This is a genomic window from Pseudomonas sp. 313, assembly GCF_000316965.1.
In the GTDB taxonomy this organism is placed as follows: Bacteria; Pseudomonadota; Gammaproteobacteria; order Pseudomonadales; family Pseudomonadaceae; genus Chryseomonas; species Chryseomonas benzopyrenica.
Window position 1 is genome coordinate 92514 of sequence record NZ_ANBZ01000082.1, and the last position, 15964, is coordinate 108477.

Sequence of the window (15964 nt, forward strand, 5' to 3'; positions counted from 1 at the left end):
TCCCCGATCCAGCGCCTGGCGTTTCCAGCTGTGCCCAGCCTGGTGTGAAGATCCTGACCCCGGTTCGCCGATCGCTGTCTTTCTGGACAGGCATCGGCCGCGACGGCCGTCCTCTTCCGTACCTGCCCAAGGCCCGCTCCTGCATGGACCAGTCGCATCAGTCTCCACCCGCCGCCGCCCAGGCCGCGGACATCGGTTTCGCCCGCTATTGCGCCGCCCTTTGGCGCCATCGCCGCAGCCTGCTGGCTTGCGTGGCCCTCTGCACCCTGCTCGGTGTGGCCTATACCCAACTCGCCGCGCCGCGTTACCAGGCGGTGGCGACCGTGCAGATCGAATACCAGCGCGGCATCGTGCGCCTGGACGAGTCCGACAATGGCCGCCCCCTGCCGCCGCCGGAAGCCATCACCGAGATGCAGCTGCTCACCTCGCGGCGGGTGGTCGGCGAGGTGGTGGACGCCGAGGGCCTGGACCTGAGCGTCACCCCGCGGCGCCTGCCGCTGCTGGGCGACTGGCTGGCTCGCCGCCACGAAAGGACCAGCGACGCGGTGGCCCCGCCGCGCTTCGGTCTCGCCCGGTTCGGCTGGGGCGGTGAGCAGTTGGCCATCGCCAGCCTGAACGTACCCGCTGCCCTCTATGGCCAGCCGCTGACCCTCACCGCCGAAGCCCCGGATCGCTTCCTGCTGAGCGATGCCCAGGGCAAACGCCTGCTGGAGGGCCGCCTGGGCCAGCCGGCCAGCGCCGGCGAGCTACAGCTGGACATCACCCAGCTGCACGCCTATCCGGGCACCGAATTCATCCTGGTCAAGCAGCGCCGTGGGGTCGCCATTCAGGCGCTGCAGGAGCGCCTCATGGTCAGCGAACGCGGCAAGCGCTCGGGGATCCTCTCGATCAAGCTGCAGGGTACTGATGCGCAGCAGGCGCAACGTATCCTGCGCGGCATCACCGAGGCCTATGTGCGCCAGGACGTGACCCGTAATGCCGACGAGTCGACCCAGCAACTGGCCTTCCTGCGCCAGGAGCTGCCACGGGTGAACCAGCGCCTGAGTGCCGGTCGCCAGGCCCTGGACGGCTACCAGCGGCAACGGGGCTCCATCGCCATCGGCGCGGAGGGGCGCAGCCTGCTGCGTCAGGCGGTGGAGCTCGACGGTCAGCTGTCGGCCCTGGAGATGGAGCGCCTCGGATTGGCGCTGCGCTTCACCACTACTCATCCGCTGTACCAGACCCTGCTGGCGCGCCGCCAGGTGTTGAATCGCGAGCGCCAGGTCCTGCAGCGGCGCCTGGGCCAGCTGCCGCAGACCCAGCAGGAGGTGCTGCGCCTGCAGCGCGAAGTGGAGGCGGCGGACAAGGTCTATGCACTGATCAGCAAGCGCATCCAAGAGTTGTCGGTGGTGCGGGCGGGCACGGTGAGCGACGTGCGCATCATCGACAGCGCCTACACCCAGATTGCGCCGGTCTACCCGAAGAAGCCCTTGCTGATCCTTAGCGCCCTGCTGTTCGGCTGCCTGGCCGGCGCCGCCTGGGTATACCTGCGCGCCAGCCTGGAGCGCGGTATCGAGGACGCCGAGGGCCTGGAGAATCTGGGCCTGCCGGTGCTGGCGCAACTGCCCCTGGCGCCAGGCCGCCAGCTCGGCGGACCGTTGCAGACGCCGCTCGACAGCGGCTACCAGGAAGCCCTGCGGATCCTGCGCACCAGCCTGGCCTTCGCTCGCACCGAGGCACGCAACGACCTGCTGCTGATCACCAGTGCCAGTCCCGCCGCCGGCAAATCGTCGGTGGCCGTGCAACTGGCCCGGGTGCTGGCCGAAGGTGGAACGCGAGTGCTGCTGGTGGATGCCGACCTGCGCCGTGGGCGCCTGCACCGCCGTCTGCAGCTGGCTCGCCGCCCGGGCCTCGCCGAGGTGCTGGCCGGCTTGGCGACCCCCGAGCAGGCGATTCAGCCCACGGCGATACCTGGCCTGGATTGCCTGGTGGGCGGCATCCGCCCGCCGAACCCGGCCGAGTTGCTGATGAGCGCACGCTGCACCGAGCTGCTGCGCGGCCTGCAGCAGGACTACGAGCTGATCATCCTCGACACCCCGCCGGTGCTGGCGGTGACCGACGCCGTGCTGCTGGCCGCCCAGGCCGGCACCTGCCTGCTGGTGTCACGCCACGGCTGCAACACTGCCAAGGAGATCGAGGCGACCCAGCGCCAGTTCGCCCACAGCGGTCTGGCGTTGCAGGGCGCGGTGCTCAATGCCGTCCCGCCACCGCCGTTCACGCGCGCAGCTCTGGGCGTGCTGACCGGCTGACCCACCCCCTGGCCAGGCCCAGCGCGATGCTGGCGCCTGGCCACCTCCTGTCATCAAAGCTCAACACGGAGCCCCTAGGCTGCATCGACCTCCCGAGAACGGATTCGTATCGATGTCGTCCGCTCCCCTGCCCTCCGCGCGCTCCGCCACCCGCCCCGGCCAACGCTGCGCCCTCGACCTCTGCACCCAATGGCCCGCGGTCGAGGCCGAGCACACCAACGCCATGGTCATGGACCTGTTCAACGAACGCCGCGAGATCACCAGTCTCGCGGTGGTCGAGCACGACCGGCCGATCGGGCTCATCAATCGCGACATCTTCCTCTCGCAGATGAGCAAGCCGTATCACCGCGAAGTCTATGATCGCAAGAGCTGCATCGCCTTCATGGACAAGGAGCCGCTGGTGGTGGACGCCGGCCTGTCCATCGAGGAGCTGACCCGCCGGACCGTCGAGGTGGGCGAAAAGGTGCTGGCCGACGGCTTCATCGTCACCCGCGAGGGCCGCTTCGTCGGCCTCGGCCTGGGCGTGCAGCTGATGCGCATCGTCTCGGACCTGCAGGCCGAGAAGAATCGCCAGATCATGCACAGCATCGAATACGCCAGCGTCATCCAGCGGGCCATGCTGCGCAGCTCGCGCGAGGCCCTGGCGGTGATGGAGCAGGACGCCACCCTGGTCTGGGAACCGCGCGACGTGGTCGGCGGCGACTTCTATCACTTCGCCCAGCATGAGGACGGCTGGTTCGGCGCCATCGCCGACTGCACCGGCCACGGCGTGCCGGGCGCCTTCATGACCCTGATCGCCTCGGCGTCCCTGACCCAGGCCCTGCAACAGCTGGGGCCGCGCGATCCCTCGGCGCTGCTGGCGGCGATCAACGGCAGCGTCAAGGCGATGCTGGGGCAGTCCGGCGGCATCTCCGAGTCCAACGATGGCCTGGATCTGGCCTGCTTCTGGGTGGATAGCCGCAGCCATAGCCTGACCTACGCCGGCGCCCGCATGCCGCTCTACCTGCTGGCGCCCGACGCCGCCGAGGTACTGACCCTGGCGCCGCTGCGCCTGGGCATCGGCTACGCCGACAGCCCACTGGAGCAGTGCTGGCCCGCCACCACCCTGCCGTTGCAGCCGGGCAGCCTGCTGTTCGCCACCACCGATGGCCTGATCGACCAGATCGGCGGCCCGCGGCGCACCTCCTTTGGCAAGCGCCGCGCCCTGGCCCGGTTGACCGAATCGCGCACGGCGCCCACCGCCGTCTTCTGCGAGCAACTCAGCGCGGACCTCGCCCGCTGGCAAGGCGACGAACTCCGCCGCGACGACCTCACCTTCCTTTGCATTCGCGTGGCCTGACCGACATGACCGCCTCCTTTACCGCGAACGGCGCCTTTCTCGAAATCGCCCAACAGCAGCACGTGATCTTCTATCACCATGGCTATTTCTCCCATGGCATCGTCGCCGCCATGGCCGAGGTGGTGAAGCTGCAACTGGAATTCGAAGGGATCAGCGGCGCCACCCGGCGCAAGCTGTTTTCCTCTTTCATCGAACTGTCACAGAACGTCCTGCACTATTCCGCCGATGCCCTGCCCCCGGACGCCCTGGCGGACGCCAAGCTGGGTCAGGGTTCGGTCTGTATCACCCGCCAGGACGGCAACTACCAGATGCTCTGTGCCAATCCCATCGCCAGCGACAAAGTCGACGCCCTGCGCGCACGGCTCGAGCCGCTGTGCAGCATGTCGCTGGAACAGATCAAGCAGGCCTATCGCGAATCCCTGCGCGCCGAGACCCCGGTCGACAGCAAGGGGGCCGGCCTCGGCTTCCTGACCATGGCGCGCGATGCCAGCGCGCCCCTGGAGTTCGCCTTCCATCCCTCCACGCAGACGCCGGGCACCACCCTGTTCTGCCTGAAAGCCATCATCTGATCAGGGGCTCCAACTTCGTATGGACACCATGTTCATCGCTCCCACGCCCACCTCTCCAGAGGTGGATTTCCGTTTTACCGAGGACGAACTCTGGCTCAAGGGCGAATCCTTTCCGGAAAACGCCGCGGCCTTCTACCTGCCGGTGATCGAATCCCTTCGGGCCTATCTCGACCAGCGCCAGGGCGCCAGCATCCGGGTGCATGTCGCCCTCGCCTACTTCAACAGCTCCAGCACCAAGATGCTGTTCACCCTGTTCGACGCCCTGGACCAGGCGGCCCAGGCCGGCAATCGGGTGGAGCTGCACTGGTATTACGACGCCGAGGACGAGACCATCCAGGAATTCGGCGAAGAGCTGCGACTGGACTTCCAGGCGTTGACCTTCGTCGAGCATCCCGAGCTGCCGGCATGACCGCCAGCGTCAGGCGCTACAGCCCGGCCGACCCCGGACCCGACCTGTTCGAGCAGGAGGCCGGAGTGCTGCAGGCCGCACGCGCCCTCTATGTGGCCGACGATGCCGACGCCGAGCGCTACCGGGCGGCGCTGGGCGACCTGACGCTGCATTTCGAACGCCTGATGCGCGAGACGCGCCGGCTGATCGCCCGCAGCGACCGCGCCGAACGCGAGATGAACGCCCTCAACCAGCAGTTGCAGACCCTCACCCAGCAACTGGAATACCGGGCCACCCACGACGCCCTCACCGGAGTGCTCAATCGCGGCGCGGTCATCGACCAGGCCGGTCAGGCCCTGCGGCGGAACGGCGGCGCCATGATCGTGCTGGACATCGACCACTTCAAACGCATCAACGACGAATTCGGCCATCCCGCGGGCGATCGGGTGATCCAGGCCATCGCCCGCTGCCTGCAGGAGCTCGTCCAGGCGCCGGCCATCGTCGGCCGGGTGGGTGGCGAGGAATTCACCGTGCTGCTGCCGACCCTGGCACGGGACGAGGCCCTGGCCATGACCGAGCGGCTGCGCCAGCGCATCGCCCAGGAGGCGACCGGCCCGGCGCCGGTGACGGCCAGCTTCGGCCTCAGTCTCAATCCACCGGGTACCGAATTCGAGCTCGCCTATGGGCTGGCCGACGCGGCGCTCTACCGGGCCAAGCGCGGCGGCCGTAATCAGGTGGTGCTGGCCGACTGACGAGCTCGGCCGTCTCGCCAGCCGTCCGGCTCCCGGACACAAAAAAGCCGTTGCGCCGAAAGGGCGCAGCGGCTTTTTCATAGCGGTCGCTTAGGACTGCTTCCAGTCCGGATAACGGCGCTGGTCGGCGGCCGGCGGGAAGTACTGGTACAACCAGGTCTCGCTCAGAGCGCGATCCTGGGTGCGGATGAAGGCGCGCATCTGCACCGGATCGGCCTTGTCGCTGGTGGGGTACCAATCGAAGATCACCCGGTAGCCGCCGATCTCGTCGATCTTGAGCACGTGGAAATCCTGCACCTTGCCGTCGGTGACGGTCACCACCGGCTCGATGCCGGTGCCTTCGGGCAGGAACGACAGGCCGCCGCCATTGAAATCGATGGCGAAGCGCCGTGCCCAGACCTTGGGCCAATGCTCACCGGGCGCCCAGCCCTCGGGGAAGCCGCCAATCCCGGAACGGGTGGCGTTGACCCGCGCCAGCGGCGTGCTCACCGGCGGCAGCGCGCTCCAGTGCAGCTTGTAGCCATAGTGCAGCGACTTGCCGGCGGTGATGGTCTCGGCCGGGGCCCAGAAGGCCACGATGTTGTCCAGGGTCTCGCCGGTGGTGGGAATCTCCAGCAGCTGGATGGCGCCCTCGCCCCAGGCGGAAGTGGGCTCGACCCACAGGCTCGGCCGGCGGTCGTAGCGGACCATGACGTCCTGGTAGCTTTCGAATTCGTGGTCGGTCTGCACCAGGCCGAAGCCCTTGGGGCTGTCGTCCTTGAAGGCGTTGAACTGCAGCTTGGGCGGATTGTTCAGCGGGCGGCAGATCCACTCGCCGTTGCCCTTCCACATGGCCAGGCGGTCGGAGTCATGGATCTGCGGGTGGTAGGTGTTGCAGGTCTGGCGCTCGTGGGTGCCGCAGCCGAACATGCTGGTCATGGGCGCGATGCCCAGTTGCTTGATGTCGCGGCGGGCATTGACGTTGGCGTCCACGTCCATCACCACCCGGTCGTTCAGGCAGTCGATGTCGAAGCGATAGGCGCCGGTGGCGCTGGGCGAATCCAGCAGCGCATAGACCACGAAGCGGGTGCTGTTCTTGTTCGGGGTGACGAACCAGAACTTGGTGAAGTCGGGGAATTCCTCGGGCCGCTCGGCATAGGTGTCGATGGCCAGGCCGCGAGCCGAAAGGCCGTACTGGCGGGTCTTGTCCACGGCGCGGAAATAGCTGGCGCCGAGGAAGGAGACGATGTCGTACTGGGCCAGGTGCGGCGCCTTGAACAGCTTGAAGCCGGCAAAGCCCAGGTCGCCCTTGAGCTGGCTCTTGTCGACGCCGCTGTCGTTGTAGTTGAACAACTCGGGGCGGAAGTGGACTTCCTTGGCCTCGTTGGTCTTGGGGTCCACCGAATACATGTGCACCGGGGTCTTGAAGCCCATACCGACGTGGAAGAACTGCACGTCCAGCTGACCCTTGAGGTCATGCCAGAGCGAATGCTGGGCATCGTAGCCGATGGCATTGAACTGCTGGGGCGTCATCTTCGCCAGGGTGTCGGGCAGTTGCTGGGCGGTGGGCTGATAGGCCTTACCGGCCAGTTCCTTGGCGTGCTGCTTGAGCCAGTCGAAATCGAAGGCCTGGCCGTCGCCATTGGCCGGATTGGCAAAGGCCTGGAGGGCGAACAGCCCGGTGGAGGGAATGCCGGTGTAGGCCGCCAGGGCCAGGGACGCTTTGAGCAGGTGTCGACGCTGCATGGATCAACCTTGGTCACTAAGGATGAAAAGATTCGGCCCAGCCGAACCGCCAGAGAGAAAAAGAATGCACGATACTCGGATAGGTTCGCCATCGCACCGGTGAACTGCAGCCTAGCGCACGCTCTGGCCTGCCAGAGGGGTTACCAAAGCTTTCCGGATCACAGTTCGGGTTGCCGGACGCGGTGGAATGGGCATCATCGACATTCCTCCCGCGCCCCTGGAGACCGCTCATGGTCAATGCCGCCGTCACCTTCGGGCAACCCAGCCCCATCCTGCGCAGCTTCGATGACGAAAAGGCGCGTGAATTCTACTGCCAGTTCCTGGGTTTTCGCCTGGTCTGGGAGCATCGCTTCGAGCCGGGGCTGCCGCTCTACGCCGAAGTCGAACGCGCCGGCCTGCGCCTGCACCTGTCCGGCCACCATGGCGACGCCTGTCCGGGCTCGACGGTCTTCGTCCGCATGACCGGCATCCGCGCCTTCCAGGCCGAGCTGCTGGCCAAGGACTACGGATTCGCCCGGCCAGACATCCAGGAATTGCCCTGGGGCCTGGTGATGGAGATCGCCGATCCCTTTGGTAATCGATTGAGGTTTTGCGAGGAGACGCCGGAGGCCTAAGCAACGGCTGTACGGTGATCGCGGCCATGGGCCGCTCCTACAGGCTCGATGATGGAGATGACCGCCTGCGCGGATGGCTCCCTCTCCCCTCGGGAGAGGGTTGGGGTGAGGGCGCCCTCGCCACGAAGTCCCCAGTGGAAAAGGCTGCGCCGTTTTCCACGCTACGGCTCTACAACTGGTGCACCCCAATAACGGCTAAGGCAGTTGCTCCTACAGGCTCGATGTAATCGTAGGAGCGGCCCATGGCCGCGATCAACAAAACACCGGAGTGCCATAGGATCAGTTGCATCGGCGGGCGGCCATGACCTCGGTAGCCTTCAAGCGGGCGCAGGTTCGCCCGTGGGCACCGCCCCCTCCTCCACCTGCCACCAGCTCGGCAACAGCGCCCTGACTTCGGGCTGGGTGAATCGGTCGTCGATGAGGTAGAGGCAGCCGCGGTCCTGCACGGTACGGATCACCCGGCCGGCGGCCTGGATGACTTTTTGCAAGCCCGGATAGAGATAGGCGTAGCGATAGCCGTCGCCAAAGCGCCGTTGCAGGCGCTGGCGCAGCTGTTCGTTGACCGGATTGAGCTGGGGCAGGCCCAGGGTGGCGACGAAGGCACCGATCAGGCGGTCGCCGGGTAGGTCGATACCCTCGCCGAAACTGCCACCGAGCACGGCGAAACCGATACCACGGCCATCGGCCTGGAAGCGGTCGAGAAAGGCTTGGCGGGCAGCTTCGTCCATGCCGCGGGACTGGCGCCACTGGGGCACGTCGGGCGCCAACTCGGCGAGGGCCTCGGCGACCTGATCGAGGTAGTCGAAGCTGCTGAAGAAGGCCAGGTAGTTGCCCGGTCGCTGGCGATAACGGCTGGCGATCAGGGCGGCGATGGGCGCGCGGGAGGCGGCGCGATCGGCGTAGCGGGTGGAAAGCCGTACCAGGCGCACCTCGAGCTGCTCGGCGGCGAAGGGCGAGGCCACGTCCACCCAGGCGCTGCCGACCGGCACCCCGAGCAGGTCGCGGTGGAAGTGCTGGGGGATCAGGGTGGCCGAGAACAGGGTGCAGCTGTGGGCCGCCGCCAGCCGCGGACCGACGAAGGGTGCCGGCACCAGGTTGCGCAGGTTGAGTTGCGACTGGGCCTTGCCGCGGCCCTTGAGCAGGGTGACGTCGAACAGCGAGTGATCGCCAAAGGTCTCGCCCAAGCGCATGAACTGCAGCAGGTCGAAGAACAGCGTCTGCAGCTCCGGTGCCGGTGGCTGTCCGGGTTCGCCGAAATGCTCGGTGAGCAGACCCACCACCCGTTGCAGGGCGGTGAGGAAGGCCGCGGGCAATTCCGGCTGCACCTGGTAGTCGACCTGCTGTTCCTTGTGCAGGCGATTCCATTCGCGATTGAGCGTCTGCAGGCCCTTGGCGATGGCCGGCGGCGCCACCGCCTTGCCCGCCGCCAGGCGGCGCTGGTCGAGGCTGGCGCTGTACATGCCGCGGGCGCGGTCGAGCAGGTTGTGGGCCTCGTCCACCAGCACCCCGACCCGCCACTCCTGGGTCTGGGCCAGGGCATGGAGCATGGCGCTGCCGTCGAAATAGTAGTTGTAGTCGCCCACCACCACGTCGCTCCAGCGCGCCAGTTCCTGGGCCAGGTAATAAGGGCAGACCTCATGGGCCAGGGCCGTCTCCCGCACCCGCGCCCGGGTCAGCTGCGTGGGTTCGGCCAGGGCCGCGGCGCGGGCCGCCGGCAGCCGGTCATAGAAGCCGCGGGCCAGCGGGCAGGACTCGCCATGGCAGGCCAGCTCCGGGTGCTCGCAGGCCTTGTCCCGCGCCACCAGTTCCAGCACCCGCACCGGCGCGGCCAGGGATTCCAGGCCATGCAGGGCCAGGGCGCGACCAGGGGTCTTGGCGGCGAGAAAGAACAGCCGGTCCAGGTGCTGCCGCGGCATGGCCTTGAGCAGCGGGAACAGAGTGCCCACCGTCTTGCCGATGCCAGTGGGCGCCTGGGCCAGCAGGCAACAGCCGACGCTGGCGGCCTTGTAGACGGCTTCCGCCAGGGGCCGTTGGCCGTGGCGAAAGTCGGGATGGGGAAAGGCCAGGGTCGCCAACGCCTCATCCCGCGCGGCGCGATGAGCCAGCTCCTGGCGCGCCCAGGCGAGAAAGCGCGAGCACTGCAAGGCGAAGTGCTCGGCCAGATCGGCCGCCGTCCAGGCTTCGGTGAAGACGGTCTCGGCGCCCGTGCCGATATCGAAATAGACCAGCGCCAGGGTCAGCTCCGCCAGCGCGCGGCTCTGGCACAGCAGATGCCCATAGACCTTGGCCTGGGCCCAGTGCAGGTGACGGTGGTTGCCCGGCTGGCGCTCCAGGCTGCCCCTGTGGGTCTTGATCTCTTCCAGGCGATTGGCGGCGGCGTCGAAGCCATCGGCGCGACCACGCACCTGCAGGTCCTCGAAGTCGCCCTGCAGGCTGACCTCGCGCTCATAGCCGGGACCGCGCCGCGCCGCCACCCGCTGGTGGCCTTCGATACCTTCCAGGGCGGTGGGCGACGGGGTGAACCTGAGGTCCAGGTCGCCGGCCTTGGCGGTGAATTCGCAGAGGGCGCGAACGGCGATGCGATAGCTCATGCGGAGGTCGCGGCCACCTGCCACTGCACGTGGCAGACGCTGACCGGGATGTCATGGGCGGCGAAGAAGTCCAGCCAGCGGCGCTGGTTGTCCTGCAGGCGGTCGCCCGGGCCCTTGACCTCGATCATCCGGTAGCGGCCTTCCGCCGGCCAGAACTGGATCAGGTCGGGCAAGCCGGTACGGTTGTTGTCCGGATCCTCCAGCAGTCGCTCGAAGCACAGCCGCAGGTGCCGCGCTGGCAGGCAGGCCAGGGCCTGGTCGAGCAAGTCGCTGCTGAGGATGCCCCAGGCGACGAAGGGCGAGGCCAGACCGCGCTTGGCGGCGAAACGCTCGCGGATCACCGCCGCATGGGAGCCGTCGTCTAGCCGCGCCAAACAGGCGGCGAAGGCCTCGGCCCGGCGTTCGCGAAAGCCCGGCAGGCGCAGGTCGGCCGGTTCGCGCTGATAGGGGTGGAAGAAGGCGCCGGGGATGGCGAGGAAGATGGCGTCCCAGCACAGCAGGCCGAACAGGCTGGTGAGCAGGGTGTTTTCCACATAGTGCACCGGCGCCTCGTCGCGGCCCAGGTGCTCGCGCACCAGCCACTCGACCCGGCGCAGGCCGTCGTTGACTAGCTCGAAGTCGAGCCGCTCCACCGGGCTGGCGGGGCGGCGCTTGTTGGGTGGGCCACCCTGCTTGCGCACCAGCCGCGGCAGGATGCGCGCCACCTGCTGGCGCTCGGCGTCATGGGCCGGCGCGGCGACGATGGCTTCCGCCAGCGCCTGGGCGGCGGGCCAGTCCTCCAGGCGTTCGAGCATGCGCAGGGCGCGGATACGCGACTCGGGATGCGCCGAGGCGGCATAGAGCGCCTGCGCCTGGGCCAGTTCACCGAGGCGTTCGTGGTGCTGCGCCAGTTCGTGGAGCAGCTTGCCCCGACGCAATTCCAGCCAGGTGTTGGCAAAGCGCTCGGCGGGCAGCAGTGGCAGCAGCTCGGCGGCCGGTAGCCCATCGCGCAGCGCCTGGCGACAACGCTGGATGTGGAGGTAGGCGTCCACCTCATGGCGCTGGCCAAAGGCGCGGGATTCGGCGCTGAAGGCCACCGTCTCGTACTGGAAGATGCCCAGGTCGGCCAGCACGAAGTCGGTCCAGTCCTGGTGCAGGTTGCCAAAGAACAGCAGGCGCAGGCGGTCGCAGAGGTCCATCAGCGTCAGGCGCCAGACGCCCTCCTCCACCAGCTCCGGCACGGTGCCGGCCCAGCCGCTGAAGGCCAGGGGCGTGGCCTGTTCGGCTTCCAGGCGGGCCAGCCAGTCTTCCTTGCGGCCGGCCTTGGGCAGGCGGGCGCCGAAACAGCCGAGCAGTTCTTCCTTGCGCAGCAGGGCGAAGAGTTCGATCAGGTGCAATTCGGGATCGGAAAGCAGCCAGCCAAGCTCCACCAGCGGCAAGGCGGCGGCACGCGGGCAGCCAATCTCGCCGTAGACCAGCTTGCTGGCGCGGAACACCTCGCCCTTGCGCATCACCAGGCGCACCAGCAATGCCCGCGAGGGCTGTGGCAAGTCGGCGAAGGCCGCGATGAAACCCTGCTCGTGGTCGTCGAGCAGATCGGGATAGCGCAGGGCGACCCAGTCCAGTACCCGCTGGAAGTTGTGCAGATAGTAGAGGGGATCTTCGAGCGGAGCGTTCATGACGACACGGGCAATAGGCAAGCGGCTGGCTATTTATCCAGCCCCGACCGGAGCGGGCAACCCTCAAGCGATGCGCGGTCGTTCGCCCGGGCGTTCGTGCGATTTCCAGGTTGAAGAACCCGACCAGTAGTCATACGATGACTGACAAAGACCGCCTTCATAATTACAAGTCCAGGAGTCTGAGCGTGAAGATCAAACGCATCAAAGTCACCCCCATCGCGTTTCGCGATGCCCCGCTGCTCAACGCCAGCGGCATCCACGAACCCTATGCGCTGAGATCCATCATCGAGGTGGAAGGCGACAATGGCCACATCGGCCTCGGCGAAAGCTATGGCGACGCCCCGGTGCTGGCAGTGCTCAAGGCCATGGAAGGCAGCCTGGTCGGCCTTTCCGCCTGGGACCTCAACGGCCTGCGCGCGCGAGTGGTGGAGACTGTCGCCAGTCTTGCCGGCGGCGTGGTGGCCGGTGCGGAGCTGGCGCCCGGCTCCCATCCGAGCAAGCAGGTGGCCAATGCCTATTCCGCCTTCGAAGTGGCCTTCCTCGATCTGCAGGCACGTTCCCTGGGCATTCCGCTGGTGGAGCTGCTCGGTGGCGCGGTGCGCCGCGAAGTCCCCTTCAGCGCCTACCTGTTCCTCAAGTACGCCGAGCACATCGACGCGCCCTACAAGCCCGATCGCTGGGGCGAGGCCATCAGCCCCGAGCAGGTGGTGGCCCAGGCCGCGCGGATGATCGAGGAGAACGGCTTCCAGAGCATCAAGCTCAAGGCCGGCACCCTGCTTGGCCCGGATCACGAAGCGGCCTGCATCAAGGCGCTGCGCCAGGCCTTCCCGGAAGCGCCGCTGCGCATCGACCCCAACGGCAACTGGTCGCTGGAAACCTCCCTGCGCATCGCCGAGGTCCTGGCGGGCGACCTCCAGTATTACGAGGACCCGACCCCCGGCCTCGACGGCATGGCCGAACTGCATCGGCGCACCGGCATACCCCTCGCCACCAACATGGTGGTCACCGACTTAGACGAATTCCGCCGCAGCGTGGCCCAGAACAGCGTGCAGATCGTGCTCGCCGACCACCACTACTGGGGCGGCCTCAGGGACACCCAGATCCTCGCGCGGATGTGCGACACCTTCGGTCTGGGCGTCTCCATGCACTCCAACTCGCACCTGGGCATCAGCCTCATGGCCATGACCCACGTGGCCGCCGCGGTACCCAATCTGGCCTATGCCTGCGATACCCACTATCCCTGGCAGGAAGAGGACGAAGAGGTCATCCAGGGCGGCAAGCTGCCGATCCGCAATGGCTGCGTGGCGATCACCGATGCCCCCGGCCTGGGCGTGGAGCTGGATCAGGACCAGTTGGCCAAGCTGCACGAGCAGTTTCTCGCCATCGACATCCGCAGCCGCGACGACGTGCGCCAGATGCGCAAGTACCAGCCGGACTGGGAAACCCGCAAACCGCGTTTCTAGGCCCCGTCCGCCCTCCCCTCCGCCCCTGACGACCGGCTCTCCCGCCGGCCGTCAACGGCTCCGCATCCCGGCTTCCCGGCTGTACAATCCCCTCGGCACAAGGGTGCTCAAGAACAACGAAAAAGTACGCACAGGGAATCCGGGGAAGATGTCGAACGCACCACGCCTCACCGCACTCATGCTCGGCCTGGGCCTGGCCATCGGCGCCACCCTCGCCCCGGCGCAAGACGCCGATCCGGCACGCGCCTACGTCGACGCCCTGCTGGCGAAGATGACCCTGGAGGAAAAGATCGGCCAGCTCAACCTGGTGAGCGTCGGGCCGGACTATCCCAAGGAAGCCATCATGGCGGACATCCGCGCCGGCAAGGTGGGCGCCATGTTCAACACCGTGACCCGCCCCGACATCCGCCAGATGCAGGACCAGGTCGTGCACAGCCGGTTGAAGATCCCGCTGTTCTACGCCTATGACGTCATCCATGGCATGCGCACCATCTTCCCCATCAACCTGGGCCTGGCCAGCACTTGGAATCTCGACGCCATCGCCACCAGCGGACGCATCTCCGCCATCGAGGCGGCCGCCGACGGCCTCGACCTGACCTTTTCCCCCACCGTCGACATCACCCGCGAACCGCGCTGGGGCCGTGCCTCGGAAACCTTCGGCGAAGACACCTGGCTGACCTCGCGCATCGGCGCCACCCTGGTGCACGCCTACCAGGGCAACGACCTGCGCGCCCCCGACAGCCTCATGGCCAGCATCAAGCACTTCGGCGGATATGGCGCCGTGGAAGCCGGGCGCGACTACAGCAACGTCGACATGAGTCCGCAACGGCTCATGCAGGACTACCTGCCGCCCTATCGCGCCGCCGCCGAGGCCGGTGCCGGCGCGGTGATGGTGGCCCTGAACAGCATCAATGGCGTTCCCGCCACGGCCAATCGCTGGCTGCTGCAGGACCTGCTGCGCAAGGACTGGAATTACCAGGGCCTGTTGATCAGCGACCACGGCGCCATCAACGAACTGGTCCTGCACGGCGTGGCCAAGGACACCCGCGACGCCGCCGAGCAGGCGCTCAAGGCCGGTGTCGAGCTGAACATGCACGACGACGTCTATGGCAAGCAGCTGCCCGCCCTGCTGGCGGCCGGCAAGGTGACCCAGGCCGAGATCGACCAGGCCGTGCGCGACATGCTGCTGACCAAGTACCGTCTGGGCCTGTTCGACGACCCCTATCGTCGTTTGCAGGGCCAGGACCCGGCCGACACCAATGCCGAATCGCGGCTGCACCGCGCCGAGGCGCGCCAGGTGGCGCGCGAGAGCCTGGTGCTGCTGAAGAACGAGAAGGCCGTCCTGCCGCTGCGCAAGGGCGCCACCCTGGCGGTGGTCGGTCCGCTGGCCGACAGTCCGCGCGACGTCATGGGCAACTGGTCCGCCGCTGGTGTGGCCGCCCAGGCGGTCTCCATCCGCCGTGGGCTGGAAAGCGCCGTGGCCGGCCAGGGCAAGGTGCTCTATGCCAAGGGCGCCAACCTGCTGGACGACCGCGATGTGCTGGCCTACCTGAACTCCTACGAACCGGCGGTCGCCGTGGATCCGCGCAGCGCCAGCGAACTGATCGCCGAAGCCGTGGCCGCGGCACGCCAGGCCGAGGTGGTGGTGGCCGTGGTCGGCGAATCCCAGGGCATGGCCCACGAGGCCTCCAGCCGCGCCCGCATCAGCGTGCCCGACACCCAGCGCGAGCTGATCAAGGCGCTCAAGGCCACCGGCAAGCCGCTGGTGCTGGTGCTCATGAACGGCCGCCCGCTGGCGCTGGAATGGGAGCAGGAGCAGGCCAATGCCCTGCTGGAAGCCTGGTTCCCCGGCACCGAAGGTGGCAACGCCGTGGCCGATGTGCTGTTCGGCGACCACAACCCCTCCGGCAAGCTGACCATGACCTTTCCCCGTGAAGTGGGTCAGGTGCCGCTGTACTACAACCACCTGAGCAGCGGTCGCCCCTTCGACGCGGCCAAGCCGAACAAGTACACCTCGCGCTACTTCGACATCGTCAACGGTCCGCTCTACCCCTTCGGCTATGGCCTGAGCTACACCACCTTCGACGTCTCGGCGCCGCAGCTGTCCAGCGCCACCCTGAAGCAGGGCGACACCCTGACTGCCAGGGTCACGGTCAAGAACACCGGCGACCGCGCCGGCGCCACCGTGGTGCAGCTCTATCTGCACGACGTGACCGCCTCCCTGGCGCGACCGGTCAAGGAGCTCAAGGGCTTCCAGAAGGTGATGCTGCAACCGGGCGAGAGCCGCGAGTTGGACTTCCCCATCACCGAGGCGGACCTGCGCTTCTACAACAATGACCTCAAGCTGGTCTCGGAACCGGGCGAATTCAAGGTGATGGTCGGCCTTGATTCGGAGCGGGTGCGCGAGGGGAGTTTCACACTGTTGTAAGCACCGCTTTCCTCCCTCTCCCCCTGGAGAGGGTTGGGGTGAGGGCGAGCGCCTTGAATCTAGCCTGTCGGGCTTGGCTACGCTCAACCCCAGCTACGAAGCGCTATCTACACCAACTGGTCATCGAGCACCGCGCCGAGCTCAACCGC

At 67.4% G+C, this 15964-nt stretch carries 11 protein-coding genes; 8 read left to right on the forward strand and 3 right to left on the reverse strand.

Features of this window, described 5'->3' with window-relative positions:
• Positions 1–143: 143 nt before the first annotated feature.
• The 5 genes from C722_RS0121245 (at position 144) to C722_RS0121265 (ending at position 5336) form a co-directional block, all read left to right on the forward strand.
• Positions 144–2288: a polysaccharide biosynthesis tyrosine autokinase gene (locus C722_RS0121245; RefSeq protein ID WP_017642452.1), complete on the forward strand. Its 2145-nt coding sequence runs from the start codon at positions 144–146 to the stop codon at positions 2286–2288.
• A 112-nt stretch (positions 2289–2400) separates the two neighbouring features.
• The gene (locus tag C722_RS0121250; protein ID WP_017642453.1) at positions 2401–3627 is read left to right on the forward strand and encodes a SpoIIE family protein phosphatase; all 1227 of its coding nucleotides are present in this window, start codon (positions 2401–2403) and stop codon (positions 3625–3627) included.
• 5 nt (positions 3628–3632) lie between these two features.
• The gene (locus C722_RS0121255) at positions 3633–4196 is read left to right on the forward strand and encodes a SiaB family protein kinase (RefSeq protein WP_026084006.1); all 564 of its coding nucleotides are present in this window, start codon (positions 3633–3635) and stop codon (positions 4194–4196) included.
• A gap of 19 nt (positions 4197–4215) precedes the next feature.
• The gene (locus tag C722_RS0121260) at positions 4216–4605 is read left to right on the forward strand and encodes a DUF1987 domain-containing protein (protein ID WP_017642455.1); all 390 of its coding nucleotides are present in this window, start codon (positions 4216–4218) and stop codon (positions 4603–4605) included.
• Entirely contained in the window at positions 4602–5336 is a 735-nt protein-coding gene (locus C722_RS0121265) for a GGDEF domain-containing protein (protein ID WP_017642456.1), read from the forward strand. Before C722_RS0121260 ends, C722_RS0121265 begins: the two co-directional genes overlap by 4 nt.
• Before the next feature lie 90 nt (positions 5337–5426).
• Here C722_RS0121265 and C722_RS0121270 read toward each other — a convergent pair whose 3' ends face one another.
• Complete coding sequence (locus tag C722_RS0121270; protein WP_017642457.1) at positions 5427–7061, reverse strand: glucan biosynthesis protein D; 1635 nt, start codon at positions 7059–7061, stop codon at positions 5427–5429.
• Between the two features lie 230 nt (positions 7062–7291).
• On the opposite strand from C722_RS0121270, the gene C722_RS0121275 reads away from it, so the two are divergent.
• Positions 7292–7675 carry a glyoxalase superfamily protein gene (locus tag C722_RS0121275; protein WP_017642458.1) on the forward strand — a complete coding sequence of 128 codons (384 nt, stop codon included), beginning with the start codon at positions 7292–7294 and terminating at the stop codon, positions 7673–7675.
• Positions 7676–7992: 317 nt separating this feature from the next.
• Here the strand turns inward: C722_RS0121275 and C722_RS0121280 are convergent, their stop codons facing one another.
• Entirely contained in the window at positions 7993–10266 is a 2274-nt protein-coding gene (locus tag C722_RS0121280) for an ATP-dependent DNA helicase (RefSeq protein ID WP_017642459.1), read from the reverse strand.
• On the reverse strand, positions 10263–11924 hold the full coding sequence (locus C722_RS0121285) for a VRR-NUC domain-containing protein (protein WP_017642460.1): 1662 nt from the start codon (positions 11922–11924) through the stop codon (positions 10263–10265). Before C722_RS0121285 ends, C722_RS0121280 begins: the two co-directional genes overlap by 4 nt.
• Before the next feature lie 185 nt (positions 11925–12109).
• Between C722_RS0121285 and C722_RS0121290 the strand changes: the two genes are divergently transcribed.
• Both C722_RS0121290 and bglX read left to right on the forward strand, forming a co-directional pair.
• On the forward strand, positions 12110–13387 hold the full coding sequence (locus C722_RS0121290) for a glucarate dehydratase family protein (protein ID WP_017642461.1): 1278 nt from the start codon (positions 12110–12112) through the stop codon (positions 13385–13387).
• A gap of 148 nt (positions 13388–13535) precedes the next feature.
• Complete coding sequence (gene bglX, locus C722_RS0121295) at positions 13536–15815, forward strand: beta-glucosidase BglX (protein ID WP_026084007.1); 2280 nt, start codon at positions 13536–13538, stop codon at positions 15813–15815.
• Positions 15816–15964: the final 149 nt, after the last annotated feature.

Excerpts from the sequence above, each read along its gene's own strand:
- C722_RS0121245 (WP_017642452.1), top strand. The coding sequence starts at position 144 with ATGGACCAGTCGCATCAGTCTCCACCCGCCGCCGCCCAGGCCGCGGAC.
- C722_RS0121250 (WP_017642453.1), top strand. The coding sequence starts at position 2,401 with ATGTCGTCCGCTCCCCTGCCCTCCGCGCGCTCCGCCACCCGCCCCGGC.
- C722_RS0121255 (WP_026084006.1), top strand. The coding sequence starts at position 3,633 with ATGACCGCCTCCTTTACCGCGAACGGCGCCTTTCTCGAAATCGCCCAA.
- C722_RS0121260 (WP_017642455.1), top strand. The coding sequence starts at position 4,216 with ATGGACACCATGTTCATCGCTCCCACGCCCACCTCTCCAGAGGTGGAT.
- C722_RS0121265 (WP_017642456.1), top strand. The coding sequence starts at position 4,602 with ATGACCGCCAGCGTCAGGCGCTACAGCCCGGCCGACCCCGGACCCGAC.
- C722_RS0121270 (WP_017642457.1), bottom strand. The coding sequence starts at position 7,061 with ATGCAGCGTCGACACCTGCTCAAAGCGTCCCTGGCCCTGGCGGCCTAC.
- C722_RS0121275 (WP_017642458.1), top strand. The coding sequence starts at position 7,292 with ATGGTCAATGCCGCCGTCACCTTCGGGCAACCCAGCCCCATCCTGCGC.
- C722_RS0121280 (WP_017642459.1), bottom strand. The coding sequence starts at position 10,266 with ATGAGCTATCGCATCGCCGTTCGCGCCCTCTGCGAATTCACCGCCAAG.
- C722_RS0121285 (WP_017642460.1), bottom strand. The coding sequence starts at position 11,924 with ATGAACGCTCCGCTCGAAGATCCCCTCTACTATCTGCACAACTTCCAG.
- bglX (WP_026084007.1), top strand. The coding sequence starts at position 13,536 with ATGTCGAACGCACCACGCCTCACCGCACTCATGCTCGGCCTGGGCCTG.